Annotated in this window: 25 protein-coding genes and 2 tRNA genes; 13 read left to right on the top strand and 14 right to left on the bottom strand. The window is 57.4% G+C overall.

Features of this window, described 5'->3' with window-relative positions:
* Window positions 1-333: 333 nt before the first annotated feature.
* On the top strand, window positions 334-1,122 hold the full coding sequence (gene phoH, locus ET34_RS0105305; RefSeq protein WP_035890904.1) for a phosphate starvation-inducible protein PhoH: 789 nt from the start codon (window positions 334-336) through the stop codon (window positions 1,120-1,122).
* Between the two features lie 946 nt (window positions 1,123-2,068).
* On the opposite strand, the gene ET34_RS0105300 is transcribed toward phoH, so the two are convergent.
* Both ET34_RS0105300 and ET34_RS0105295 read right to left on the bottom strand, forming a co-directional pair.
* A tRNA-Ser gene (locus tag ET34_RS0105300) sits at window positions 2,069-2,156 on the bottom strand.
* A gap of 495 nt (window positions 2,157-2,651) precedes the next feature.
* A tRNA-Ser gene (locus ET34_RS0105295) sits at window positions 2,652-2,739 on the bottom strand.
* Between the two features lie 201 nt (window positions 2,740-2,940).
* On the opposite strand from ET34_RS0105295, the gene ghrA reads away from it, so the two are divergent.
* The 8 genes from ghrA (at window position 2,941) to ET34_RS0105255 (ending at window position 10,721) form a co-directional block, all read left to right on the top strand.
* Window positions 2,941-3,882 carry a glyoxylate/hydroxypyruvate reductase GhrA gene (ghrA, locus tag ET34_RS0105290; RefSeq protein ID WP_031520084.1) on the top strand — a complete coding sequence of 314 codons (942 nt, stop codon included), beginning with the start codon at window positions 2,941-2,943 and terminating at the stop codon, window positions 3,880-3,882.
* A gap of 63 nt (window positions 3,883-3,945) precedes the next feature.
* The gene (locus tag ET34_RS0105285) at window positions 3,946-4,683 is read left to right on the top strand and encodes a phosphatase (RefSeq protein ID WP_031520082.1); all 738 of its coding nucleotides are present in this window, start codon (window positions 3,946-3,948) and stop codon (window positions 4,681-4,683) included.
* A gap of 23 nt (window positions 4,684-4,706) precedes the next feature.
* Complete coding sequence (locus ET34_RS0105280) at window positions 4,707-5,276, top strand: TorD/DmsD family molecular chaperone (RefSeq protein ID WP_031520080.1); 570 nt, start codon at window positions 4,707-4,709, stop codon at window positions 5,274-5,276.
* 97 nt (window positions 5,277-5,373) lie between these two features.
* Window positions 5,374-5,862, top strand: coding sequence for a DUF1097 domain-containing protein (locus tag ET34_RS0105275; protein ID WP_031520078.1), 489 nt, complete (start codon window positions 5,374-5,376; stop codon window positions 5,860-5,862).
* 182 nt (window positions 5,863-6,044) lie between these two features.
* Complete coding sequence (locus tag ET34_RS0105270; RefSeq protein ID WP_031520076.1) at window positions 6,045-6,338, top strand: hypothetical protein; 294 nt, start codon at window positions 6,045-6,047, stop codon at window positions 6,336-6,338.
* A 140-nt stretch (window positions 6,339-6,478) separates the two neighbouring features.
* The gene (locus tag ET34_RS0105265) at window positions 6,479-8,662 is read left to right on the top strand and encodes a TonB-dependent receptor (protein WP_051640481.1); all 2,184 of its coding nucleotides are present in this window, start codon (window positions 6,479-6,481) and stop codon (window positions 8,660-8,662) included.
* Window positions 8,663-8,758: 96 nt separating this feature from the next.
* Window positions 8,759-9,289, top strand: a complete 531-nt coding sequence (gene ymdB, locus ET34_RS0105260; RefSeq protein WP_031520072.1) for an O-acetyl-ADP-ribose deacetylase — start codon at window positions 8,759-8,761, stop codon at window positions 9,287-9,289.
* The gene (locus ET34_RS0105255; protein ID WP_031520070.1) at window positions 9,234-10,721 is read left to right on the top strand and encodes a phospholipase D family protein; all 1,488 of its coding nucleotides are present in this window, start codon (window positions 9,234-9,236) and stop codon (window positions 10,719-10,721) included. The genes ymdB and ET34_RS0105255 overlap by 56 nt, the downstream gene beginning before the upstream one ends.
* 39 nt (window positions 10,722-10,760) lie before the next feature.
* Here the strand turns inward: ET34_RS0105255 and mdoC are convergent, their stop codons facing one another.
* Window positions 10,761-11,918, bottom strand: a complete 1,158-nt coding sequence (gene mdoC / locus ET34_RS0105250) for a glucans biosynthesis protein MdoC (RefSeq protein WP_031520068.1) — start codon at window positions 11,916-11,918, stop codon at window positions 10,761-10,763.
* A gap of 281 nt (window positions 11,919-12,199) precedes the next feature.
* Between mdoC and mdoG the strand changes: the two genes are divergently transcribed.
* The 3 genes from mdoG (at window position 12,200) to ET34_RS0105235 (ending at window position 16,578) form a co-directional block, all read left to right on the top strand.
* A complete protein-coding gene (mdoG, locus tag ET34_RS0105245; RefSeq protein ID WP_152548358.1) occupies window positions 12,200-13,735 on the top strand; it encodes a glucans biosynthesis protein MdoG in 1,536 nt (511 codons plus the stop codon).
* Window positions 13,728-16,259 carry a glucans biosynthesis glucosyltransferase MdoH gene (gene mdoH / locus ET34_RS0105240; RefSeq protein ID WP_031520064.1) on the top strand — a complete coding sequence of 844 codons (2,532 nt, stop codon included), beginning with the start codon at window positions 13,728-13,730 and terminating at the stop codon, window positions 16,257-16,259. The genes mdoG and mdoH overlap by 8 nt, the downstream gene beginning before the upstream one ends.
* A gap of 91 nt (window positions 16,260-16,350) precedes the next feature.
* Entirely contained in the window at window positions 16,351-16,578 is a 228-nt protein-coding gene (locus ET34_RS0105235) for a YceK/YidQ family lipoprotein (protein ID WP_031520063.1), read from the top strand.
* Window positions 16,579-16,581: 3 nt separating this feature from the next.
* Here the strand turns inward: ET34_RS0105235 and ET34_RS0105230 are convergent, their stop codons facing one another.
* Window positions 16,582-16,956: a MysB family protein gene (locus tag ET34_RS0105230; RefSeq protein ID WP_031520061.1), complete on the bottom strand. Its 375-nt coding sequence runs from the start codon at window positions 16,954-16,956 to the stop codon at window positions 16,582-16,584.
* A gap of 164 nt (window positions 16,957-17,120) precedes the next feature.
* Window positions 17,121-18,041 (bottom strand): Kdo(2)-lipid IV(A) acyltransferase, encoded by a 921-nt coding sequence (locus tag ET34_RS0105225; protein WP_031520059.1) that lies wholly within the window; start codon window positions 18,039-18,041, stop codon window positions 17,121-17,123.
* Window positions 18,042-18,267: 226 nt separating this feature from the next.
* On the opposite strand from ET34_RS0105225, the gene trhO reads away from it, so the two are divergent.
* Entirely contained in the window at window positions 18,268-19,317 is a 1,050-nt protein-coding gene (gene trhO, locus ET34_RS0105220; protein ID WP_031520057.1) for an oxygen-dependent tRNA uridine(34) hydroxylase TrhO, read from the top strand.
* Between the two features lie 63 nt (window positions 19,318-19,380).
* Here trhO and ET34_RS0105215 read toward each other — a convergent pair whose 3' ends face one another.
* From ET34_RS0105215 to grxB, 9 genes are all read right to left on the bottom strand, one after another.
* The gene (locus ET34_RS0105215; RefSeq protein WP_031520056.1) at window positions 19,381-19,956 is read right to left on the bottom strand and encodes a YceI family protein; all 576 of its coding nucleotides are present in this window, start codon (window positions 19,954-19,956) and stop codon (window positions 19,381-19,383) included.
* A gap of 14 nt (window positions 19,957-19,970) precedes the next feature.
* On the bottom strand, window positions 19,971-20,525 hold the full coding sequence (locus tag ET34_RS0105210; protein WP_031520055.1) for a cytochrome b: 555 nt from the start codon (window positions 20,523-20,525) through the stop codon (window positions 19,971-19,973).
* 319 nt (window positions 20,526-20,844) lie between these two features.
* On the bottom strand, window positions 20,845-20,958 hold the full coding sequence (locus ET34_RS21575; protein WP_072001966.1) for a DUF2770 family protein: 114 nt from the start codon (window positions 20,956-20,958) through the stop codon (window positions 20,845-20,847).
* 78 nt (window positions 20,959-21,036) lie between these two features.
* Complete coding sequence (solA, locus tag ET34_RS0105200; protein WP_031520054.1) at window positions 21,037-22,152, bottom strand: N-methyl-L-tryptophan oxidase; 1,116 nt, start codon at window positions 22,150-22,152, stop codon at window positions 21,037-21,039.
* 271 nt (window positions 22,153-22,423) lie between these two features.
* Window positions 22,424-22,678 carry a biofilm formation regulator BssS gene (gene bssS / locus ET34_RS0105195; protein ID WP_029696377.1) on the bottom strand — a complete coding sequence of 85 codons (255 nt, stop codon included), beginning with the start codon at window positions 22,676-22,678 and terminating at the stop codon, window positions 22,424-22,426.
* A gap of 397 nt (window positions 22,679-23,075) precedes the next feature.
* Window positions 23,076-23,321, bottom strand: a complete 246-nt coding sequence (dinI, locus tag ET34_RS0105190) for a DNA damage-inducible protein I (protein WP_031520053.1) — start codon at window positions 23,319-23,321, stop codon at window positions 23,076-23,078.
* Window positions 23,322-23,402: 81 nt separating this feature from the next.
* The gene (pyrC, locus tag ET34_RS0105185; RefSeq protein WP_031520051.1) at window positions 23,403-24,449 is read right to left on the bottom strand and encodes a dihydroorotase; all 1,047 of its coding nucleotides are present in this window, start codon (window positions 24,447-24,449) and stop codon (window positions 23,403-23,405) included.
* Window positions 24,450-24,584: 135 nt separating this feature from the next.
* On the bottom strand, window positions 24,585-25,145 hold the full coding sequence (locus tag ET34_RS0105180) for a lipoprotein (protein WP_031520049.1): 561 nt from the start codon (window positions 25,143-25,145) through the stop codon (window positions 24,585-24,587).
* Window positions 25,146-25,259: 114 nt separating this feature from the next.
* Window positions 25,260-25,907, bottom strand: coding sequence for a glutaredoxin 2 (gene grxB, locus ET34_RS0105175; RefSeq protein WP_031520047.1), 648 nt, complete (start codon window positions 25,905-25,907; stop codon window positions 25,260-25,262).
* Window positions 25,908-25,937 lie beyond the last annotated feature (30 nt).

Raw genomic sequence — 25,937 nt, 5'->3', positions numbered from 1 at the left:
ACTCCATAAGACGCTGTTTCCCCGACTGTGGCTGTATCACGATGGAGATTGCGAATGGTAGCGTCCTCATACGGACAACGTAGTAACCGAAACCGCACCATCCGGCATGGAGGAGCACCCTCCGGCAGCGCTATCTTCGCCCCTCAATATTCGCATCACACCGCAAAAACCCTTTTAACCGACATGGCGGATGCCGCGTCCGGCGGCATTGTCATGTCTTATCAACCGGCAGTAACTGGCTTACAAGGAAGCCAAACCTCAAATGTTCGTGCGCATAAGCGCGTCGCGCAGGGCGACGCGTACGATGTAAACCAACTTATCAAGGTGCCATCCATGGGAAGACAGAAAGCAGTGATCAAAGCTCGCCGTGAAGCCAAACGTGTGCTGAGACGGGATTCACGCAGTCACAAACAGCGTGAAGAGGAATCGGTCACATCGCTTGTGCAGATGAGCGGAGTTGAATCAATTGGCATGGCGCGTGACAGTCGTGATAGCTCACCGATTGTCGCGCGTACCGACGCTCAGGCGCACTATCTCAAGGCAATAGAGACCAAACAGCTGATTTTTGCTACCGGCGAAGCAGGGTGCGGTAAGACCTGGATCGCTGCGGCAAAAGCCGCTGAGGCCCTGATACATAAGGACGTTGACAGGATTATCGTTACCCGTCCGGTCCTGCAAGCTGACGAAGATCTCGGCTTCTTGCCCGGTGACATTTCGGAGAAGTTCGCGCCCTATTTCCGCCCGGTCTATGACGTACTGGTGCGACGACTGGGTGCCTCCTTCATGCAGTACTGCCTGCGTCCGGAGATTGGTAAGGTAGAAATTGCGCCGTTCGCCTATATGCGCGGACGTACATTTGAAAATGCCGTGGTGATTCTGGACGAGGCCCAGAACGTGACGGCTGCGCAGATGAAGATGTTCCTGACACGCCTCGGGGAGAACGTGACCGTTATCGTCAACGGTGATATCACCCAGTGCGATCTGCCGTCGGGCGTGAAGTCCGGTCTGAGCGACGCCATGGCACGTTTTGAAGAGGATGACCTGATAAGCGTTGTGACCTTCAGCAAAGAAGACTGCGTGCGCTCGGCGCTCTGCCAGCGGACCTTAAGCGCTTATAGTTGATTTACCTGCGTTCTGTGAAACCCGGTGCGCTTATCCGCATCGGGTTTTTTTATGGGTACGGACAGGGATATTCGTGAGGGGGGTAAGCGCAGCGCACCCACCAGAGTTAAACAGTGCGGCAGGAACTCGTAGGGTGGGTAAGCAACGCGCACCCACCATGCGGGCAGCACGGATGTTGAATGCAAAAAAAAGCCTGAACGTGAGTTCAGGCTTTCTCTTCAAATATGGCGGTGAGGGGGGGATTGACTCGCTGCGCTCGCCCTGCGGGCGACATGACCGCAAGCGGTCCTGTCGTCCAGGCGGCAAACCGCCTGTCGAACCCCGTCGGGGCTTCTCATCCGCCCCCTCGCGGTGCACCATGCAAAAAAAAGCCTGAACGTCAGTTCAGGCTTTCTCTTCAAATATGGCGGTGAGGGGGGGATTGACTCGCTGCGCTCGCCCTGCGGGCGACATGACCGCAAGCGGTCCTGTCGTCCAGGCGGTAAACCGCCTGTCGAACCCCGTCGGGGCTTCTCATCCGCCCCCTCACGGTGCTACATGTAAAAAAAAGCCCGCATATAAATGCGAGCTCTTCTTTAAATATGGCGGTGAGGGGGGGATTGACTCGCTGCGCTCGCCCTGAGGGCAATCCATCTCGCAGGCTCGATGGCTTGTCCAACTGGCTGCGCCAGTTGTCGAACCCCGTCGGGGGTTCTCATCCGCCCCCTCACGGTGCACCATGCAAAAAAAAGCCTGAACGTGAGTTCAGGCTTTCTCTTCAAATATGGCGGTGAGGGGGGGATTGACTCGCTGCGCTCGCCCTGAGGGCAATCCATCTCGCAGGCTCGATGGCTTGTCCAACTGGCTGCGCCAGTTGTCGAACCCCGTCGGGGGTTCTTATCCGCCCCCTCACGGTGCACCATGCAAAAAAAAGCCTGAACGTGAGTTCAGGCTTTCTCTTCAAATATGGCGGTGAGGGGGGGATTCGAACCCCCGATACGTTGCCGTATACACACTTTCCAGGCGTGCTCCTTCAGCCACTCGGACACCTCACCATATTGTCTTGCTGCCCGATACCTCAGGGGGCAACGGGGCGCTACTATAGGGAGTCGACCGAAAAGGGTCAAGCAGATTTTTTCCTTTCCTTATCGTTCGGTTAAGGGTTGTACGTTTCGCTACGCAATTTGTGATTGGATGCAATCCGGAACCCGCTGCGGCGGGTGCGCGTCGCTTACCCGCCCTACGAAGCTAAGGGCGAATGGGAATTTTGTAGGGTGGGTAAGCACAGCGCACCCGCCATAAGCGGTGGTTCAGATGGGAATTTGTAGGGTGGGTAAGCGCAGCGCACCCACCATGCAGGCACCACGGATGTTGACAGGATCGGGGGGATTGACTCGCTGCGCTCGCCCTGCGGGCGACATGACCGCAAGCGGTCCTGTCGTCCAGGCGGTAAACCGCCTGTCGAACCCCGTCGGGGGTTCTCATCCACCCCTCACGGTGCACCATGCAAAAAAAAGCCTGAACGTCAGTTCAGGCTTTCTCTTCAAATATGGCGGTGAGGGGGGGATTCGAACCCCCGATACGTTGCCGTATACACACTTTCCAGGCGTGCTCCTTCAGCCACTCGGACACCTCACCATATTGTCATCCCGCTGACGGGACGGGCGCTAATGTAGGGAAAAGCACGCGGGGCGTCAACGTTCTTTTAACGCCTGCTGGCGCGTTTAGCTAAACTTCACGCAACTTGCTTTATAAATCAGCAAATCGCCGCTTTTTCTTTCTGATGAAAGGCTTGCATCAGGTGACAATTCGCGTAACGCTGGCGAAAAAGGAGACGCAATGAATATCATTTTCTATCACCCGACATTTGATAACGCATACTGGCTGTCCCACTTGCAACACCACCTTCCCGAGGCAAACATCCGAATCTGGCACCCCGGCGATAGCGATCCGGCGGATTACGCGCTGGTGTGGCACCCGCCGGTCGAGATGCTCGCCGGACGTGAGTCGCTGAAGGCCATCTTTGCCCTCGGGGCCGGCGTGGATTCCATCCTCAGCCGCCTGAAAACGCATCCCGACCTGCTGCCGCGTAACGTGCCGCTCTACCGCCTCGAAGATACCGGTATGGCGCGCCAGATGCAGGAGTACGCCGTAAGCCAGGTGCTGCACTGGTTCCGCCGCTTTGACGATTACCATCTGCAAAAGCAGCAGGCGCAGTGGCAGCCGCTGGATGATTATCAGCCTGAGCAGTTCACCATTGGCATCATGGGGGCCGGCGTGCTCGGCAATAACGTGGCGCAAAGCCTGCAGGCGTGGGGCTTCCCGGTGCGCTGCTGGAGCCGCAGCCGCAAATCCTGGCCGGGCATTGAGAGCTTCGCCGGGCCGGACGAGCTGGGCGCTTTCCTGCACGGCACGCGCGTGCTGATAAACCTGCTGCCGAGCACCCCGGAAACTGAAAATATTATTAACCGTACCCTGCTGGAGCAGCTGGCGGATGACGCTTATCTGCTGAACCTGGCGCGCGGCGTGCACGTCGTGGATGAGGATCTGCTGGCGGCGCTGGAATCAGGTAAGCTGAAAGGCGCCATGCTCGATGTATTCCGCCGCGAGCCGCTGCCGCCGGAGAGTGACCTGTGGCGGCATCCGCGCGTGGCTATCACACCCCATATCGCCGCGGTAACGCGTCCGCTTGAAGCCATTGCCTGTATTGCAAAAACTATCGGCGCGCTGGAGCGGGGTGAGGCCACCACCGGGCAGGTGGATCTGACGCGCGGCTACTGACCGCCGCTAAAAATGCAGGTCAATACCTGTTATTCTTGCGGTAAATCACAGAAGGAGCGTCTTATGTATCCTGTTGACCTGCATATGCACACCGTTGCCAGCACCCACGCCTACAGCAATCTGCACGACTATATTGCTGCCGCGAAGCAAAAAGGCATCCGGCTGTTCGCCATTACCGATCACGGCCCGGATATGGCGGATGCCCCGCACCACTGGCACTTCATTAATATGCGAATCTGGCCGCGCGTAGTGGATGGCGTCGGTATCCTGCGCGGTATCGAAGCCAATATCAAAAATACCGCCGGGGAGATCGACTGCACCGGGCCGATGCTCGACTCGCTCGATCTGATCGTGGCGGGTTTTCACGAGCCGGTATTCCCGCCGCAGGATCAGGCCACTCATACCGAAGCGATGATCGCGACGATGGCCAGCGGGAACGTGCATATCATCAGCCACCCGGGTAACCCGAAGTTCCCGGTGGATATTCCCGCCATCGCCGCGGCGGCAGCCAAATACGACGTGGCGCTGGAGATCAACAACTCCTCCTTTATTCATTCGCGTAAAGGCAGCGGACCAAACTGCCGCGCCATTGCCGCTGCGGTACGCGACGCCGGAGGCCGTGTCGCGCTTGGCTCTGATTCCCACACTGCCTTTACCCTCGGCGATTTTGACGAGGCGCTGAAGGTGCTGCGCGAAGTGGATTTCCCGGAAGATCGTATTCTTAACGTCTCGCCGCGCCGCCTGCTGGGCTTCCTGGAGTCTCGCGGCATGACGCCGATTCCCGAACTGAACGATATTTAACGTCACACCTTACTGGAACATTTATGAACGAGTTTTCGATGATTTGCCGCGTGCTTGGCTCCCTCTACTATCGCCAGCCGCAGGATCCGCTGCTGGCTCCACTGCTGGCGGCGATCCGCGAAGGCAAGCTGGCCCAGAGCTGGCCGCTGGAGCAGGACGCGCTGCTGGAACGTCTGCAAAACAGCGTGGACGACAGCAACGTGGCGGCGGATTATGCGGCGCTGTTCGTCGGCGATGACTGCCGCGTGTCACCGTTCCGCTCTGCGTGGCTGGACGACGCCCCGGAAAGCGAGGTGAAAGCCTTCCTTACCGAGCGCGGCATGCCAATGGGCAGCACCCCGGCCGACCACTTTGGTTTTCTGCTGCTGGCCGCGTCCTGGCTGGAAGATAACGCCGGTGAAGACGAAAGCGAGGTGCTGGAAACCCTGTTTGCTGAATTCCTGCTGCCCTGGTGCGGCACGTTTCTCGGCAAGGTTGAAGCCCATGCCACCACGCCATACTGGCGTACGCTGGCGCTGCTCACCCGCGAAGCGCTGGGCGCAATGTGGGACGAGCTGGAAGAAGAAGGCGAGCAGCCTGAGTCACAGGAGTGACATTAATCACGTTTATTATGTAACGCACTGTGCGTTATTAAAAATTATGTGACGCCAATCACATTTCATTGCGCGGCGATCGCTATGATACGCCGCTATGAAAACGCCTCTCTCCCTTGCTTTCACCACCGGCCTGCTCTCTGCCCTCTGGGCGTGGCTCGCCGTGGCGCTCAGCCTGCCATCCTGGGCGGGCTTCCTCGGCTGCACCGCTTTTTTCGCCTGTCCGCATCCGGGGCGAAAAGGGCTGCTTATCGCCTTCGCCACCGTCACCAGCGGCGTGGTATGGGCGCAGGTTATTATCCATGCGGGTGCGCTGGTGACAGCGCAGTGGTCAGGTTATGCCCTTACCGGCGTTATCGCGTTCGTGATGTGTATACAGGCCCAGCGCAGGCTGCTGGCCTTTATTCCCGGTACCTTTATCGGTGCCTGCGCGACCTTTGCCGGGCAGGGCGACTGGCACAGCGTGCTGCCGGCGCTGTGGCTGGGTGTGGCGTTTGGCGCGGCGATGAATTTCAGCGGACGCTGGCTGGCGCGGCCGCGCAAGGCAGCCGATGTAAAGCCCGATGCCAAAAGCCTGGCGGACTAGCGCCAGCGAGGCCTTCAACAAAACATTTACCACATAAATGAATGACCGGCCCGGAGTGTGAGCCACGCAGGGTTCTGAGAAATTATCCTGATCTGACACAGCAAAACCCAGCGGCTGTGCCAGAGTAAAATGACCGGACCCGTTATCGCTTTCATGGATGAGCTAACTCGCTGGAGTCATTCATGAAATCTATAATTTCAGCCCTGATTTTTTCTTTTATTACGACCGCTGCCCATGCCGGAAGTGGCACCATCCATTTTCGCGGCAGTATCGTTGAACCCCCGTGCGACGTCCGACCGGTTGACAATAGGCGACTGAACGTCAGCTGCTTTCATCGTGGGAAAGTGGTTACTCGCCAGGTAGCCCTGAACCGGCTTAATGACTACGCAGCGGCCAGCGATGCCAGCGTCGCCTTCAATGTGCGCTGGCTTAATCCCCAGCGCACGCGCGCTATTGTGGACATTAACTACAACTGATCCTCAGGATTGTCTGAGCCCTGAAAAGGTGGTTCAGTTTTTTTTCTGAATACGATTAATCCTTGCAAAATATTACTGGCTAATGATAATCACGATCAAAATGATAATCGTTCTTGTTAATTACTTTTGCAGGGAAATGTATGATTTCACTACCTCTCAACCGGCCCGGCGCACGTCCGCGCCTGCTGGCGCTGGCTGTCAGCCTCGCCGTCGCCCCCGCCTGGGCGGCGGAAACCAAACCTGACGACACCATTACCGTTACCGCTTCACCTGACGCCGCGTTTCGCGCCGGGGGGGATGAGCTGGTTCCGGCGTATCTCGACGGGCAGGTGGCTAACGGGGGGCGTTTAGGCGGCCTCGGTGAACAGGACGCGAAAAACGTGCCGTTCAACGTCATCGGGTATACCGCGAAAATGATCGAAGATACCCAGGCCAACACCCTGAGCGACGTTCTGCGTTACGATGCCGGGGTACAGCCGGTGCGCAGCTACGGTAACTTTGGCGAGTCGTACCGCATCCGTGGGTTCCTGCTGGATGGCGATGATATCTCCTTTGGTGGGCTGTACGGCGTGCTACCGCGTCAGATTGTCAGCTCGCAGCTCGCAGAGCGCATAGAAGTTATCAAAGGGTCTAACGCCTTCCTGAATGGCGTCACCCCGGGCGGTTCAGGGGTGGGTGGTGCAATCAATATCGAACCAAAGCGGGCTGGCAGCGTACCGCTTAACCGCGTGACGGTGGATTACGCCCAGCGTGGGCAGGTGGGGGGAGCGATTGATTCTGGTCGTCGCTTCGGCGAGAACGATCGATTCGGCGTGCGTGTGAATTTGCTTCATCGTGAAGGTGAAAGCATGGTGCACGAGCAAAAGGAACGCATCAGCCTGGCAAGTATCGGGTTGGATTACAAAGGCGACAGCTTCCGTTCTTCTCTGGATGTCGGATGGCAGAAAATAACCAGTAGCTACGGTCGTATCAGCGTCGGTCTGGGTCAGGCGACGCAGGCACCCGAGGTGCCGGAAAACCGCACCAACTACAGCCAGCCGTGGGTGAATACCAATATGTCCAGCCGTTTTGCGGCGCTGCGCGGCGAGTATGACTTTGCACCAGACTGGACGTGGTATGCGGGGCTGGGCGGTGCAAACACTGATGAACGTGGGATCTCGGGTTCCGCCACTCTGCTCAATAATGAGGGAGATTCCCAGATCCGCCGCATGGATAGCCACTATATCGCGGACAGCGTCTCAGGCATGACCGGGGTGCGGGGCAAATTCGAGACCGGTTTTGTTGGTCACAGCATCAACCTCGGTTATTCCGGGGTATACCGTAAAGCTGGCTCCTCCTACACCATGTCGGCTTTTGTTCCGGGTTCTAATATCTATAACCCGAGCGTGCTTGCCTATCCGTCGGAGGATGCATTCAGCGGCGGGAATATGGGCGACCCGCACTACACCAGTCGTACCCGATCAACGGGCACCTCCCTTTCAGATACGCTCTCAATGTTTGACGATCGCCTGTTGATCACCGCCGGGCTACGCCGCCAGAAGGTGGAGATCCACAACTACGACTATCAGGGTGTTGAGAAGCCAGCTGATACCTTCAGCGCGACGAAAGTCACGCCGGTATACGGTGTAGTGGTGAAGCCGTGGGATAACATTTCGCTCTACGCGAACCATATCGAAGCGCTGCAACCGGGGCCGACCGCGTCCAGCAAAGCGACCAACGCCGGACAGGTAATGGGTGCGATTCGCACTAAGCAAAATGAAGTCGGCGTGAAGCTGGATTACGGCCGTATCGGCGGCAGCCTGGCGCTGTTTGAGATTGAAAAGCCGGTCGGCATGATGGACAGCAATAACTACTACGGTATCTACGGTGAACAGCGAAACCGCGGTATGGAGCTGAACGTCTTCGGCGAGCCGGTGTATGGCGTGCGCCTGATGGGTAGCGCGCAGTGGCTGGCTCCGGAATTAACGAAAACTCAGGGCGGCGCAAACGACGGCAATGATGCGCCCGGCGTACCGCGCTATCAGCTGCGGCTGGGCGGCGAATGGGACGTCCCGGCGCTGGAAAATCTGACGCTTAACGCTGCGGTGCTGCGTAACGGCTCTCAGTACGCTAATGCCAGCAACAGCGTCAAGCTGGATGCCTGGACCCGGCTGGATCTCGGGGCGCGCTACAGCATGAAGGTTAATGAGCAGACCCTGACCTGGCGCGCCACGGTGGAGAACGTTACCGATGAGAAATACTGGGCCTCGGTGGACGATTCAGGGACCTATCTCACCCAGGGCGATCCGCGTACCCTCAAACTCTCCATGTCGGTTGATTTCTGACCCTTCACGCGCCCGGTTAACGCCGGGCGCGTTGTTTCCACCGCTTCCCTTGCCGGTAATCTACACTCAATAGCAGACCCTATTGAGGACGTTGTTATGCAATCGCGAATTGAGATTTTGCAGGGAGATATCACGACGGTGGAAGTGGACGTGATTGTTAACGCCGCTAACCCGTCTTTACTGGGCGGCGGCGGTGTCGATGGGGCTATCCATCGCGCAGCCGGACCGGCACTGCTGGCCGCCTGCAAGAAAGTGCGTCAGGAACAGGGCGAGTGCGCGCCCGGCCATGCGGTGATCACCGAGGCGGGAGAGCTACCCGCGAAAGCGGTGATCCATACCGTCGGCCCGGTGTGGCGCGGCGGCGAGATGCAGGAGGAACAGCTGCTGCAGGATGCTTACCGCAATAGTCTGCAACTGGTCAGCGATAACAACTATCGCAGCGTGGCCTTTCCCGCCATCAGCACCGGCATTTACGGCTATCCCCGTGCCGCGGCGGCGCTGATTGCCTTCAACACGGTTTCAGACTATCTGACAACGCATCCGCTACCGGAGCAGGTATACTTTGTCTGCTATGACGACGAAAACACCAGCCTTTACCAGCGCTTACTTGCCCAGCTTGCCCTCTGACACCGCGCACAATACGCGTCTCGGGCGGGCCATCGCCCCTACGCGACGTGCGCACCCTGATCTGTGCGGCCTGCACCCGCTGGCCGACAGCCTCGATGCGTTTGCGTCGCGCTATCTGCTGGCCGGCATGGCGGAGCAGACCCTGGATGTGCAGTATTACATCTGGGAGGACGATATGTCCGGGCGGCTGCTGTTTCAGGCGCTGCTGGAGGCGGCGCAGCGCGGCGTTCGCGTCCGGTTGCTGCTGGATGACAACAACACCATCGGCATGGATGACGCTCTGCGCGCGCTGAACGCGCATCCCAATATCGACGTGCGGTTGTTCAATCCGTTCTCGTTTCGCACCCTGCGTGCGCTGGGCTATCTCACCGACTTTGCCCGCCTTAACCGGCGTATGCACAATAAGAGCTTTACCGTGGATGGCGAAGTGACGATAGTCGGCGGGCGCAATGTGGGGGATGCCTACTTTGGCGCCGGCGAGCAGCCGTTGTTTTCCGATCTCGACGTGCTGGCCATTGGTCCGGTGGTGGAAGACGTGTCGAAAGATTTTGAGCGCTACTGGAACAGCCGCTGCGTCTCAACGCTGCAGGATGTACTGCAGCTTGACGAGGCGGATATCGACCGACGCGTCAAATTGCCGGAAGCCTGGGAAGCTGACCCGGTTACCCAACGCTACCTTGAGCGGCTTGAAACCTCCACCTTCGCAACGCATCTCGAAGCCGGCACCCTGAGCCTGGTGTGGGCGCCGACGCGGCTGCTAAGCGACGATCCGCGTAAGGGCATGGGTAAAGCGCGCAGCCATACGCTGCTGCCCCAGCGTATGCTGACCAGCATCGGCCAGCCGCAGGAGGAGATCGATATTATCTCGTCCTATTTTGTGCCGACCCGGGCCGGAGTAGCCTGGCTGCTGGGACTGGTGCGCAAAGGCGTGCGGGTCGCTATCCTCACCAATTCGCTGGCGGCGAACGATGTGGCGGTGGTGCACGCCGGATATGCGCGCTGGCGCAAAAAGCTGTTGCGCCACGGCGTGGAGCTTTACGAGCTGAAGCCGCAGCATCCGCCCGGCGCGCTGCCGCACGATCGTGGGCTGACCGGTAACTCCGGCTCCAGCCTGCATGCCAAAACCTTCAGCGTCGATCGCCATAAGGTGTTTATCGGCTCGTTCAATTTCGATCCGCGCTCGGCGATGCTCAATACCGAGATGGGCTTTGTGATTGAGAGCGAAGAGCTGGCCGGAAAAATCCACACCCGTTTTACCCGCAGCCAGCGCGAAGCGGCCTGGGCGCTGCGTCTCGATAAGTGGGGACGTATCAACTGGGTCGAAGATCGGGACGGGCAGGAGGTGGTGTGGAAAAAGGAGCCGAAGACCCGACTCTGGCAGCGCATTCTGGTGCGTCTCGCCCACCGGCTGCCGGTGGAGTGGCTGCTGTGAGACTACGCTCTCCTTTATAAGCAAGGAGAGCGTAGACGGTTACCCGGCGGACGGCGCGGGGGCAGGGCGCTTCTGCGGCTTGCCCGAAAACAGAAAGCGCAGCAGCGGAACCCGCAAATGCAGTTCATACAGCACGATCGCCAGCCCGACCACAAACACCAGCCCGCACAGGAAACCAAGCGTATTCGACGCAATATGCGGCGTGATGTACGCCCCGAAGAACAGCGTCAGCGGGTGGTGCACCAGATAGATAAACAGTGAGGCGTTAACGAAATAAGTCACGCGCGGCGAGTGTGAGTTGAGCAGGCGATAGCCCAGGGCAAACACCACGTTGACCATGCAGATGCCCATCACCATAGTAATGACGCTCTCGGTTTCATACATCCAGGCATCGCCGCTGCCGTAGCGCTGGTTGAGCAGATAGGCGATAAACGCCAGCAGCGCACCCACCGCGTATGTCGGCGAAAGCGTCAGGAACTTCGCTTTCAGCGCCGGATACTTAAACACCAGCGCGCCCAGCAGGAAGAATGGCAGATAGAACAGGGTCTGCATCACGGTGAAGTTAAACAGCCCGTCGCGCAGAACCGGTTCCCAGCCGAGCAGCAGGGCGCGGCGAAACGCACCGTACAGCACGCCTGCCAGCGCAAACAACGCGATAAATTTCAGCGGCGTCAGCGAGGCGTAAAAACCGGCGCGCGGCGAGCGCACGCTATTGCGCATTTTCTGGAAGATAAACAGGCTGACGGTGGTCAGGATCACCAGCACCAGCAGGAACCAGAGGTGCGAGGTGAGTTCCCATACCAGGGTGTTGTATTTGTCATACAGCGAGAGCGCCTGCCAGTCCGCGGTTTTACCTTTTACGTACTGCAGCATAATAAACTGCGGCAGCGTCAGTAGCGGGATGGCGGTGAGCATGGGTATGCCGACGCGCTCAACGCGCACCTTCCACCATTTCTTACGCGTATAGCGCAGAAACAGCATGTAAGAGAAATAACCCGAAATAACGAAAAACACCTGCATCCTGAAGGCGTGAATAAAATCGTTAAATAAGGTAAGCCACCAGGTTGGCGTGGCGCTGTTCACATGCCAGACGTGGCTCGAATAGATGAGAGAAATGTGAAACGGAATCCCCAGCAGCATTAACCATGCGCGAATCGAGTCGAGGAAATATTCGCGCTGGGCGGGTGTGTCAGTCATATAACTCCGGATATTCTCGGACTAATCGTCTTATCCCTTAGACAGTTTCTGTCTACATTCGGTGGCAACCCTACACAAACGAGCGCACACTGTCTCCAGGACAAAGTCGTAAAGTGAAATTCATTCGCTTTCATTTGCTTAATCTGCTTATTCCCTGAGCCAGTGCGGTGAACAAAGCGGGGATTGTGTTGTCGGAAAGCGGAAGTTTCCATTAAAATGGATTGGATTGATTTAAGCACACAAAGGGGGAAGTGCTTAGTTATATGAAACATAAAACACAGATGTTGAAAATGCGCTGGCTGGGCGCCGCAGTGATGATGTCCCTTTATACCACTTCGGTTTGGGCCTTCACTATCGATGATGTCGCAAAACAGGCAAAATCTCTGGCAGATAAGGGCTATGAAGCGCCGAAAAGCAACCTGCCTGCCGTATTCCGCGACATGAAATATGCGGACTACCAGCAGATCCAGTTTAATCACGATAAAGCGTACTGGAACGCCCTCAAAACCCCATTCAAGCTTGAATTCTACCATCAGGGCATGTACTTCGACACGCCGGTCAAAATCAATGAAGTGACCAGCACCACGGTTAACCGTATCAAATACAGCCCGGACTACTTCAATTTTGGTAACGTCCAGCATGATAAAGACACCGTAAAAGATCTCGGCTTCGCCGGCTTTAAGGTGCTTTATCCCATCAACAGCAAAGATAAGAACGACGAAATTCTGAGCATGCTCGGCGCGAGCTATTTCCGCGTTATCGGCGGCGGCCAGGTGTATGGCCTCTCGGCGCGTGGGCTGGCTATCGATACCGCTCTGCCGTCTGGCGAAGAGTTCCCCCGTTTCCGCGAGTACTGGATTGAGCGTCCGAAACCTGCTGATAAACGTCTGACTATCTATGCGCTGCTTGATTCGCCGCGCGCTACCGGTGCCTATCGCTTCGTGATCACCCCGGGACGTGATACCACCGTTGACGTGCAGTCAAAAGTCTATCTGCGCGATAAAGTCGGCAAACTGGGCGTGGCGCCGCTGACGAGTATGTTCCTGTTCGGGCCAAACCAGCCGTCGCCGACCACCAATTTCCGCCCGGAGCTACATGACTCCAACGGGCTGTCGATTCACGCCGGTAACGGCGAGTGGATCTGGCGTCCGCTGAACAACCCGAAACACCTGGCGGTGAGCACCTTCGCGACCGAAAACCCGCAGGGCTTTGGCCTGCTGCAGCGCGGCCGTGAGTTTGCGCGCTTTGAAGATCTGGATGACCGCTACGACAAACGTCCGAGCGCGTGGATCACGCCGCAGGGTCAGTGGGGCAAAGGGAAAGTCGAGCTGGTGGAAATTCCGACCAACGACGAAACCAACGATAACATCGTGGCCTACTGGACACCGGATCAGCTGCCTGAAGCCGGCAAGGAGATGAACTTCAAGTACACCATCACCTTTAGCCGCGATGAAGATAAACTCCACGCTGCCGATAATGCGTATGTGACGCAGACCCGCCGCTCTACCGGTGATATCAAGCAGTCGAACCTGATCCGTCAGCCGGACGGCACCATCGCCTTTGTGGTGGACTTCGCCGGCGCGGCCATGAAAAAGCTGCCGGAAAACACCCCGGTTACCGCCCAGACCAGCATTGGCGACAATGGCGAAATCGTTGAAAACAGCGTGCGCTATAACCCGGTCACCAAAGGCTGGCGTCTGATGCTGCGCGTAAAACTGAAAGATCCGAAGCAGACCACCGAAATGCGTGCTGCTCTGGTGAACGGCGAGCAGCCACTGAGTGAAACCTGGAGCTACCAGCTACCTGCCAATGAATAAGAAAACTGAGTATATCGAGGCGCTGTCGCTTCCGGCTGAGCAGAAGGTGATTGTAGCGGCTGCGGACGATCTCCGCGCCGTTCATCAGGCGCTCAGCAGCGAAGGGCAGACATTTTCTCGTGAAGATGATTCTCCACTCGGGTCGGTAAAGACCCGCCTTGAGCATAACTGGCCCGACGCCACCCGCGGCGAGCAGCTCATCGTTGATGAGGAGGGGCGCACGCAGATTCAGGCGATGCCGAAGGCGACGCGTTCGTCGATGTTCCCGGACCCGTGGCGCACCAACCCGGTGGGCCGTTTCTGGGATCGTCTGCGCGGTCGCGATGTACCGCCGCGCTATCTGCGTCTCTCCAAAGAGGAGCAAAAAGCGGAGCAGAAATGGCGTATCGTCGGCACCATCCGTCGCTACATCCTGCTGCTGCTGACGCTCTCTCAGACCGTGGTCGCGACCTGGTACATGAAAACCATTCTGCCGTACCAGGGCTGGGCGCTGATTAACCCGTCCGACATGCTGGACCAGGATCTGCTGGTCTCCTTCATGCAGCTGCTGCCGTATATCCTGCAAAGCGGCATCCTGATCCTGTTCGCCATCCTGTTCTGCTGGGTGTCGGCGGGCTTCTGGACCGCACTGATGGGTTTCCTGCAGCTGCTCATCGGTAAGGATAAGTACAGTATCTCTGCCTCGACGGTGGGCGATGAGCCGATCGATCCGGCGCACCGTACTGCGCTTATCATGCCGATCTGTAATGAAGATGTGGATCGCGTGTTTGCCGGTCTGCGCGCCACCTGGGAGTCGGTAAAAGCCACTGGCCAGCAGGCGCATTTCGACGTCTACATTCTCAGCGACAGCTATAACCCGGACATCTGCGTTGCCGAGCAGAAAGCCTGGATGGAGCTTATCGCTGAAGTGCAGGGTGAAGGGCAGATCTTCTACCGTCGCCGCCGCCGTCGCGTGAAGCGTAAAAGCGGTAACATCGATGACTTCTGCCGTCGCTGGGGCAATCAGTACAGCTACATGGTAGTGCTGGACGCCGACTCGGTGATGACCGGTGACTGCCTGACCGGGCTGGTGCGTCTGATGGAAGCGAACCCGAACGCCGGGATCATCCAGTCGTCGCCGAAAGCCTCTGGTATGGATACGCTCTATGCGCGCTGCCAGCAGTTCGCCACCCGCGTCTACGGCCCGCTGTTTACCGCCGGCCTGCACTTCTGGCAGTTGGGTGAGTCGCACTACTGGGGCCATAACGCCATTATCCGCGTGAAGCCGTTTATCGAGCACTGCGCGCTGGCACCGCTGCCGGGTGAAGGGTCATTTGCTGGCTCTATTCTGTCGCACGACTTCGTGGAAGCGGCGCTGATGCGTCGCGCTGGCTGGGGCGTGTGGATCGCCTACGATCTGCCGGGTTCCTATGAGGAGCTGCCGCCGAACCTGCTGGACGAGCTGAAGCGCGACCGCCGCTGGTGTCATGGCAACCTGATGAACTTCCGCCTGTTCCTGGTAAAAGGTATGCACCCGGTGCACCGCGCGGTGTTCCTGACCGGTGTGATGTCCTACCTCTCAGCACCGCTGTGGTTCCTGTTCCTGGCGCTCTCTACGGCCTTGCAGGTGGTGCATGCCCTGACCGAGCCGCAGTACTTCCTGCAGCCACGGCAGCTGTTCCCGGTATGGCCGCAGTGGCGTCCGGAGCTGGCCATTGCGCTGTTCGCCTCAACGATGGTGCTGCTGTTCCTGCCGAAGCTGCTGAGCGTGGTACTGATCTGGTTCAAAGGCTCGAAAGAGTACGGCGGTTTCCTGCGCGTTACGCTCTCGCTGCTGCTTGAGGTGCTGTTCTCAGTGCTGCTGGCACCGGTGCGTATGCTGTTCCACACCGTGTTCGTGGTCAGCGCGTTCCTCGGCTGGGAAGTGGTCTGGAACTCGCCGCAGCGTGATGACGACTCCACGCCGTGGATCGAAGCCTTCAAACGCCACGGTTCGCAGATGCTGCTGGGTCTGGTCTGGGCGGTCGGTATGGCATGGCTCGACCTGCGCTTCCTGTTCTGGCTGGCACCGATCGTGTTCTCGCTAATCCTCTCCCCGTTCGTGTCGGTGATTTCCAGCCGCGCTACTGTTGGCCTGCGCACGAAACGCTGGAAGCTGTTCCTGATCCCGGAAGAGTACAACCCGCCGCAGGTGCTGGTGGATACTGACCGTTATCTGGAGATGAATCGCGCTCGCGCCCTGGAAGACGGCTTTATGCATGCGGTGTTTAACCCGGCATTCAACGCTCTGGCAATCGGTATGGCGACCGCACGTCACCGCGCCAGCCAGGTGCTGGAAATTGCCCGCGATCGTCACGTTGAGCAGGCGCTGAACGAGACGCCGGAAAAGCTGAATCGCGACCGTCGCCTGGTGCTGCTGAGCGACCCGGTAACCCTGGCGCGTCTGCACTATCGCGTCTGGTCTGCGCCGGAGCGCTACTCCTCGTGGGTCAGCCACTACGATACGCTGCAGATGAATCCGCACGCGCTGCGCCACACGCGCTAGCCGCGGTACACAACACCATACCGGCCTTCGGGCCGGTATTTTTTTGGTTTTTTAACGCGTGGTTATACTCAGAAGAAAGGGGAGGTGCGGTATGAAAGCAGTGGCGATGGTGTTAATTGCCTGCCTGCTCTCGGGATGCGGCAGCATTATCAGCCGGACCATTCCCGGGCAGGGCAAGGGCAACCAGTATTACCCGGGCGTGCAGTGGGACGTGCGCGATTCCGCCTGGCGCTATGTAACGATCCTCGATCTGCCGTTTTCACTGGTGTTCGATACGCTACTGTTGCCGGTGGATATCGCGCACGGCCCTTACGAGTAGCCCTTAGCGCTCGTCCCACTCGTCAGCGGCGGCCTTGCCCTCTTCGGTATCAAGGGGAGGCTCAAGCTGAAATTCGCCTTCATCCCACTCGTGCAGCGTGTTCTCTTCCAGCCACTCCTGACGCAGCTCAATCTCGTCAAAGTCGCCGTCAAAGACGCTCTGCGCCGCTTCACCGCTCAGCAGCGACAGACACTCACCGTCATCCCCCTCTTCGGCGAAAAACTCGGCCTGCCACATGATGTCGCCATCCTGTAATACATACTTCTGGACGTTGAACTGTTCAATACTGGCATCCTCTTCTTCAATGCCAGGATTGTTAGCGAGAAACTCTTCGCGCGCCGCGTCGATAGCTTCTTCTAAGGTGGCATACATGGTCATAGGTTTCTCCCTGATTACAGACGTGTGTTTTCAGGAAAGGATAGCTGAAGATTCGAAACAGCAAGGAGCGGGGATAAAAAATCTTACGATGTTTGTCGCGGCCCGCAGTCGGACGGGGGAATGAGCATAATAAAACGCCCCCTGAGCAGGCAGGGGGCGGGCGATCAGTAGCGGGAGGGCACGCCTTCCGGACGCGTTTTGAAGCGGCGATGCAGCCACATGTACTGGTCCGGGGCCATCATCACGCAGCGCTCCACCACCTTGTTCATCCAGGCGGCGGTGGTTTCGGCATCGTCCAGCGGCGGATCGAACTCTGGCTCCATGAGGATCATTTCATAGCCGGTGCCATCCGCCTTACGCCGCGGCACAAACGGCAGGATCGCCGCCCCGGAGGTTTTCGCCAGCATCCAGGTGCCGGTGGTGGTGGCCGCCTGCTCGACGCCGAAGAACGGCACGAACACGCTGGCGCGCGGGCCGTAGTCGTGGTCCGGTGCATACCAGATCACTTCGCCTTTCTTCAGCGCCTTGATCATGCCTTTGAGATCTTTGCGGTCGATCATGCTCTTGTTGGAGCGCATCCGGCCCCAGGTCTGCAGCCAGTCCAGCAGCGGGTTGTCGTTCGGACGATAGACGCCAATCCCCGGCTCGTTGATACCAAAGATGCGCGCCCCCAGTTCCAGAGTCAGGAAGTGCACGCCGAGCAGCAGAATGCCGCGCTTCTGCGCCTGGATGGCTTTGATGTTCTCCAGCCCGCGCACGCTGAACCAGCGCTGAATACGCCAGTCCGGCCAGAACCAGGCCATGCCGGTTTCAATGAGACCCATACCGACGGATTCAAAGTTTTTTACCACCAGCTCGTGACGGGCTTTTTCATCCATTTCCGGGAAGCAAAGTTCCAGATTGCGATACGCAATGCGCGCCCGGCGCTTCATCACCCGCATGGCTATGCGGCCAAGCAGACGGCCCAGACGACGCAGCAGCGGGTAGGGCAGCAGCACGATCAGCCAGAGCAGGCCGATGCCAAGCCAGGTCAGCCAGTAGCGCGGATGGAGCAGTGCCCGGGAAAATTGAGGTAAATGCGTCATGAAAGTCCTGTTATATGAGCGAATTCAGTGCTACCGGGTATTGTGACACTTTTTTGCCGCTTGCCAAAACCGCTGCCAGGCAAGTGCGCAAAGAACCGGCAATCTGTGATGCTTTATCGTTAAAGTGATGCAAATGTAGCGCAAAATGCAGGGATGTAAATTATGGATAATTGCTATATCATGCCGGCCGATTCATTTCACTCACGAATGCAGGACCACGTACACCATGCCAGTGTTACACAACCGCATCTCGAATGAGGCGCTCAGAGAACGTATGCTCGCCGAAACCGAGCCGCGTACTACCATCTCATTCTATAAGTACTTCACCATTGCCGATCCGAAAGCCACGCGCGATGCGCTCTGGCAGGCGTTTACCGCGCTGGACGTGTTTGGCCGCATCTATCTTGCCCACGAAGGCATTAACGCCCAGATAAGCGTGCCGCAAAGTAAAGTCGACGCGTTCCGCGACGTGCTGTACGGCTTCGACCCGGCGCTGGACGGCCTGCGTCTCAACATCGCGCTGGATGACGACGGCAAATCCTTCTGGGTGCTGCGCATGAAAGTGCGCGAACGCATCGTAGCCGACGGCATTGACGACCCGGATTTTGATGCCAGTGACGTCGGCGACTATCTCAAAGCGGCGGAAGTGAACGCCATGCTCGACGATCCGGACGCGGTGTTTATCGATATGCGCAACCACTACGAGTACGAAGTGGGCCATTTCGAGAACGCGCTGGAGATCCCGGCGGATACCTTCCGCGAGCAGCTGCCGAAAGCGGTTGAGATGATGCAGGAACATAAAGACAAGAAAATCGTCATGTACTGCACCGGCGGCATTCGCTGCGAGAAAGCCAGCGCCTGGATGCGGCACAACGGCTTCAGCAAAGTGTGGCACATCGAAGGCGGGATCATTGAGTACGCCCGCCGCGCCCGCGAACAGGGGTTGCCGGTACGCTTCGTCGGTAAAAACTTCGTGTTTGACGAGCGCATGGGCGAGCGTATCTCCGATGACGTGATTGCGCACTGCCACCAGTGCGGTACGCCCTGCGACAGTCATACCAATTGCAAGAACGACGGCTGTCATCTGCTGTTTATCCAGTGTCCGTCGTGCGCGGCGAAGTTCAACGGCTGCTGCAGCGAACTGTGCGCTGAAGAGTCGGTGCTGCCGGAGGAAGAGCAGCGTCGCCGCCGCGCGGGCCGTGAAAACGGCAATAAGATCTTCAATAAATCCCGCGGGCGTCTGAATACCCGGTTGGGTATTCCCGATCCGGAATAAGCGCCAGCGATAAAAAAAGGGCAGCGAGGGTTTACCCCGCTGCCCTTTGTTGTTTCTGGCGTCTTACTTCTGACGCACACCTTCCACAGAGATAATCAGCTCAACGTCCTGAGACGCCGGGCCGAGATCGGTGGTGATGTTGAAGTCTTTCAGGTGGATCTTACCTTCCGCTTCAAAACCAGCGCGCACGCCGCCCCACGGATCGTCGCCCTGACCCATCAGCTTCGCTTCAAGGGTTACCGGTTTGGTAACGCCGTTCAGCGTCAGGTTACCGGTGATGTCCAGCTCGTCGCCATCTTTTTTCACGGCGGTAGAGACGAAGGTCGCCTGCGGGAATTTCGCCACGTTCAGGAAGTCAGCGCTGCGCAGGTGCTTGTCACGCTCGGCGTGGTTGGTATCCACGCTGGAAGTGTTGATGGTCACGTTGACCTTATCGGCCGCCGGATTTTTTTCATCGAAGGTAAAGGTACCGTCGAAATCATTGAAGGTTCCGTACAGCCAGCTGTAACCCAGGTGCTGAATGCGGAAGTTAACGAAGGCGTGCTGGCCCTCTTTATCAATTTTGTAATCAGCAGCTACGGCAGAGCCGGTAGTGAACAGCAGGGCACCTAAAGTAACCCCCAGCAGGCTTTTTTTCATGTTTCGCTCCATGGTTAACGTGACGTTTTCCCCAGCATGCGCTTGAGGGTGACATCTTTATCGATGAAATGGTGTTTAAGGGCGGCGAGGCCGTGCAGCACGGAGAGGATCACCACGCTCCAGGCCAGCCAGAGATGAATTTGTCCTGCCAGATCGGCCTGCACCCCGGCATCGGTGATGGTCGCAGGCACTTCAAACAGACCGAAAACGGAAATTGGTTTACCGTCAGCGGTCGAGATCAGATAGCCGCTGATAAGAATTGAGAACAGGATAACGTACAGCAGAATATGGGCCGCCACCGCGCTGAGGTGGGTGAGGCGGGAGTAGCTGGCCAGCGCTTTGGGCGGACGGGAGATGAAGCGCCAGATAACGCGCACTACCATCACCATCATCAGCAGGATGCCGATGCTTTTATGCAGCTCCGGTGCCGGATGATACCAGCTGTCGTAATAGCCGAGGGTGACCATCCATAAACCCAGGCCAAACATGCCGTATACCGTTGCCGCAACCAGCCAGTGGATTGCCACCGAGACCACACCGTAACGCGCAGGAGAATTACGCCACTGCATAGCACTTCTTCCGTTAATAAAAAGTAATGGAAATAACAATGGCGTGTGAAAATAAGAAAAGCAATAAAAAAATAAATATTGGAAAGGGAATATTATCTGGTTCGAAATTTTTGCTGATGTAATGGGTGTCATCGACAAAAGCGTCGATTGATTTATGGCTGTTTGACCACACCACACTGATAAATGGCGTTTTTTGGCGATTTAGTCACGCGCGTGATTTGTTCTAATAATCTGTTGGAATATAGATGAATTTTCAGTTATTTGTCAGCTTACTGTAAATATAAGTCATCTGGCGTCAATGTGAACGCAGCGGGAAATATTACAGCGTGGCGATAAGAAATATATCCAGAATAGCCAGCACTACCCACAGCACGATATACAGCATCAGGTGTTGACGCACATTATTGATTAAAAATTGAATAACTCGACGCATCAGGCGTTACCGCAGATTAAGGATGAACGCCGCGCCCGGCGGCGGGGGTGTTCCCCGGCATGATACCGGGGAAAGTTGCTAGCGGAAACGCGCCAGGGAAAACGGGGCCAGATCAAGCGCCGGAGCTTCACCGGCGGCGAACTGCGCGGCGATTTCACCCAGCACCGGGGCGAACTTAAAGCCGTGGCCGCTGAGGCCGGTGATCACCATGATGGCTGGCTGGTCGGGCAGGGTGTCAATGATGAAATCTTCGTCCGGGGAGTTGTCATAGGTGCAGGCTGCGCCGTACAGACACCCGCCGATGCCCGGCAGGAACTGGCGCAGAAACGCAAACGCCTCGGAGCCGTCACCCGCATAGCCGCCAAACGGCTTGCGCTCTTCAGCGCTGGAGATGGGCTGCCCGCCATTATGCTTGCCGATTTTCAGGGCGTCGTTCTCCGCCGGGAAGCCGTAGAACTGGTCGCCGTTGTCCATCTCGCCGGTAAAGGCCGGGAAGTTATTCTTCACGCTGTAGCGCCCGTCAGCCTGGAACCAGCCGAACACCTTGCGTACCGGCGTAATCGGCAGGTCGGGCAGCAGCTTGCCGACCCAGGTTCCGGCGCTGACCAGCACTTTCGCCGCGCTGTAGACCCCGTCGGCGGTAGTCACGTTTACGCCGTCGGCGGTGGACGCAATGGCGCTGACCGGGCAGTTAAACAGCTGCGCGCACCCGGCTTCCCGCGCCAGGCGGATCCACTCCCGGACAGCGTTTTCACTGTGCAGCACGCCAGAGTCGGGTTCAAACAGGGCGATGTAGTGGTCCGGAACCGCTATCTCCGGCCAGCGGGCGGCAATTTCCGCTGCAGTGAGGGTTTCCAGCGGTAGGTGGAACTCGCGCGCGCTTTGCGCGACGTTGGTAAGGAAATCAGACTCAGCCGGGCCAAGGTTAACCACGCCGCTGCGCTCGAAGATCACCTCTTCAGTTTGCGCCTGCATTTCATCCCACAGCGCCTGAGCGCGCAGCACCAGCGGTACGTAACGCTCGCCTTCACCATAGGCGTGGCGGATTAGCCGGGTATCGCCGTGGTGGCTGCCTTCCTGATGCGGCGGGTGGAAGCTGTCTACCATCAAAACTTTTAATCCGGCGCGGGTGGCGTAGTAGCCCGCCGCTGCGCCCGTTGAACCGCTGCCGACAATAATTAAGTCATAGTGCATGGGATTTTCTCTGTGCAATAACTGATGGTTAGCAGAGTAATTAAGGCGATCGCGATACTCAAGAATTACGTCAAATTATTCGCGGCCGTCGGGATTTTTTATCAGGAATATAGCGGGCAATTAGCAGAGAAAATATCTCCCTGCAAATCATAAGCGTATTCAGCGATCGCAGCCGGTTATTTACCCGGTGCGCGATGATAATTAAGCGGCGCCAGAAATAAGTCAGGCACCCGATGGGGTGCCTGTGAGGTGGGAAGAGAGCACGGTTAACTCAGTGCTTACGATAATCATTTTCCTGGTATTCACCGGACTCAATCTTTGCAATACCGGCTTCAAGAATGGAGATAAATTGTCGTGCCACATCTGTGGTAAGCCACAGGGTGCTGCCTACTTCCGTTTCATCATGATCGTCCTGCGGGGCTGCCAGATAGTGCAGGCGCAGCATCAGCGCATCGTAACTGTCTACGGTGCTGATGTCCCATCCAACAAGGGGATGAGTCTGGATTACTTCATTATTCTTAACCATTATAACCCCCTTAATGCGTGTTAAAAGACAACGACTTTTGAGGTTCAATGCGTGTTTTCAGTTTTATTGAAGCTTGTTAAGTATATCAACGTTTATACGAAAAACAGCAGCAATTAAATACCTTGCAACATAAATTTGCTGATTTCTGATTTAATTGCACATTTAAGCGGCAAAACGGCGGAAATAATTTGCGAAAGGGAACGATCAATAAGAATAGTGCTTAAAATACCAGCAAAGAAAAATTAAAAAAAACCGGGTGGCGTACCCGGCGAACATCACGAGGGGGTTACCCTGCACCAGATGATGCTGTTGCGAAACGGCGCTGCCGGCAGGATTATTCATCCGCCCGCGGGGAAGGCGCAGTTATCGCATCAGCATTACATGGCTTACGGGCAAGTCAACTGGCATTAAACCAGTCGTCGGCGCTTTCCCAGGTTTCCTGAAGGATTTCACTGACGCGCTCTTTGTCTTCTTTCGCACCGCCAAATACGGAGAGGTTATTGGCGGAGGCATAACGTACCGTGACCTGATTGGGCAGGTCCGGATAATGCTGGTCAATACGACGGGTGAGTTCACAGGCCAGCGCGTCAGCCGCACCGGGTGGAAGTTGGGTCAGTTTTGAAATGGTGACTTCTACACGCATAATTGCCCCCTGCTAAATTTACTGTATATATATACAGTTAGCCGCAGCGACATGCAACAGGGGGCGGTAAATATTTTTTGCTTAGCCTTTTACGCGCCAGCGCACGGTTTCCCCGGCGAGGAACGGAATGATGCTGTCATCGCCCAGCGCAATGCTCTCCGCCACCTGGCTCTCTTCGCGCACCAGCTCAATAGTCTCCTCGTTGACCGGCAGGCCGTAGAAGCGCGGGCCGTTCAGCGAACAGAAGGCTTCCAGATGATGCAGAGCGTTCATCTCTTCAAACACCGTGGCGTACGCGCCCAGCGCCGTCGGGGCGTTGAAGCAGCCCGCACAGCCGCAGCTGGCCTCTTTGCGCAGGCGGGAGTGCGGGGCAGAGTCAGTCCCGAGGAACGCCCGCTCGAAGCCGCTGGCCACCAGCTCACGCAGCGCCTGCTGATGCACGTTGCGCTTGAGAATCGGCAAACAGTACAGATGCGGACGCACGCCGCCCACCAGCATATGGTTACGGTTGAACATCAGATGCTGCGGGGTGATGGTCGCAGCCAGCAGCGAGTTGCCGTCGCGCACGTAGTCGGCGGCATCTTTGGTGGTGATGTGCTCAAACACCACTTTCAGCCCCGGCAGGCGCTGACGCAGCGGCTCCATGACCGTCTCAATAAAGCGCGCTTCGCGATCGAAAATATCGATCTCCGCATGCGTCACTTCACCGTGCACCAGCAGCGGCATCCCCAGTTTTTCCATGCGCTCCAGCACCGGCATGATGCTGTCGATGCTGGTGACCCCGTGGCTGGAGTTGGTGGTGGCATGGGCCGGATAGAGCTTGGCGGCGGTAAACACCTTCTCGCGGAAACCGCGCTCCACTTCGTCGGGGTCGAGGGAGTCGGTGAGATAGCAGGTCATCAGCGGTTCGAAGCGCTGCCCGGCAGGCACGGCATCAAGGATACGCTGACGATAAGCACGCGCAGCCTCGACGGTGGTCACCGGCGGCACCAGGTTCGGCATCACAATCGCGCGGGCGTAATGTTCACTGGTATAAGGAACAACGGTGCGCAGCATATCGCCGTCGCGCAGATGAACGTGCCAGTCGTCAGGACGGCGAAGGGTGATAACCTGGGGTTGTGCAGTCATTGGGATGTGCTCCGGCTAGGGGAATCAGTCAGTCATGGCTGGATTTATGCCGGGCACTAAGGATAGAGGGAAACGTTTTCGTTTGCACTCTTTTCCTGAAATTAACGGGGGCAGCGCCCCCGTCGGCAGATGCGATTACAGCGAGAAGGGGATAATGATTTCGCCAGGCTTAACGTCAATACCGGTGGCGTGTTTTTTCGCCAGCGCTTCACCTTCGCTGCGGTCCTCGCTCAGCACATAAGCCGGATGGGCGTTGAAGTAGTCACGCAGGCTCTGGTTGAGATAGGGTAGAAGGGTTTTGATCACGCCCTGCATCTTCTCCGGCTTCACGGTGGCATCCACGATATCCATATCCTGCAGGAAGATAGCCCCTTTCTCTTTGTTGAACACCGGCTGCGCTTTCAGCTTCAGAGTGACATCGGCCTTCTGGTTGCCGAACAGGGATTTCATGTCCAGCGCCGCGTCGCCCGATAACACCACTTTATTCGGCTCTTCGCGACCAATCTGGCTGGTCAGGTTAGTCAGTACGATATGCGCGTCGGCGATACCCGGCAGCCCAATATCTTTTGAGAAGTTATTGCGCTTTTCCAGCGCCTGGTTAATTTCCTGCTCGCTTACGGTGTACTGGGTCAGCTGATTGCAGCCAACAACAAGGCCGCTCAACACCAGCGCGGCGGCAATAATAATTTTTTTCATGGGTTCCTCGATGCACGTCGGTGTCAACGTATGACGGGGCATATCATCGGGTAACAGGAGGGGGATTACTAGCGGAATTGGCTTAAAAGGCCGGTGCGGACACCGGCCTGAGAGTCAGATGGCCACCGACGACAGCAGATTAACCTGGGTCTGTTTCGCCATATTGTCGCGGTAATCCGCCACGCGGGTCGGGAAATCGACGCCCGCCACCAGCGTCAGGTTGCGCAGGATCGGGAACAGGTGAATGTCATCCTCGGACAGCTCGCCGTTTACCGCGTTCGGCTGCTGGATAAGCTTATCGAGGCTTCTGAGATCGTCGCTGATGTTTTTGATAAGCCCGGCGGAGTGCGCCAGATGATCTTCAAACGAGCCGATCGCCGCTTCCTTCTTGTTAACGAAGTACGCCCGGGCTTCCGGGGTAGAAAACTCATCGAAGGGAGCCTGAGCGATACGCGGCAGCAGCAGACGATTCACGTAGCCGTTGACCTTGCGCAGCCACTCTTCAATCGCCGGGTTGCGCTTGCCGGTGAGCAGCGGCTGGTGGTCGAGATTATCCACGTAGTGGACGATGTCCATGCTTTCCGGCAGATAGCGGCTGTCATCTTTTTGCAGGATGGGTGCCATCTTCTGGCCAATCATTCTGGTCGGGGTCGCCTCGTCGTCGTTAAGCAGAACCACCAGCTCGACCGGGATATTTTTCAGGCCGAAAATCATACGGGCCTTCACGCAGAAAGGGCAGTGCTCGTAAATATAAAGCTTCACGTTTCTCCTCCAGTTGATTGCCTTCGGACT

It is taken from the genome of Siccibacter colletis (assembly GCF_000696575.1).
Classification (GTDB): Bacteria; Pseudomonadota; Gammaproteobacteria; order Enterobacterales; family Enterobacteriaceae; genus Siccibacter; species Siccibacter colletis.
This window is presented reverse-complemented; position numbering and strand designations above follow the sequence as displayed.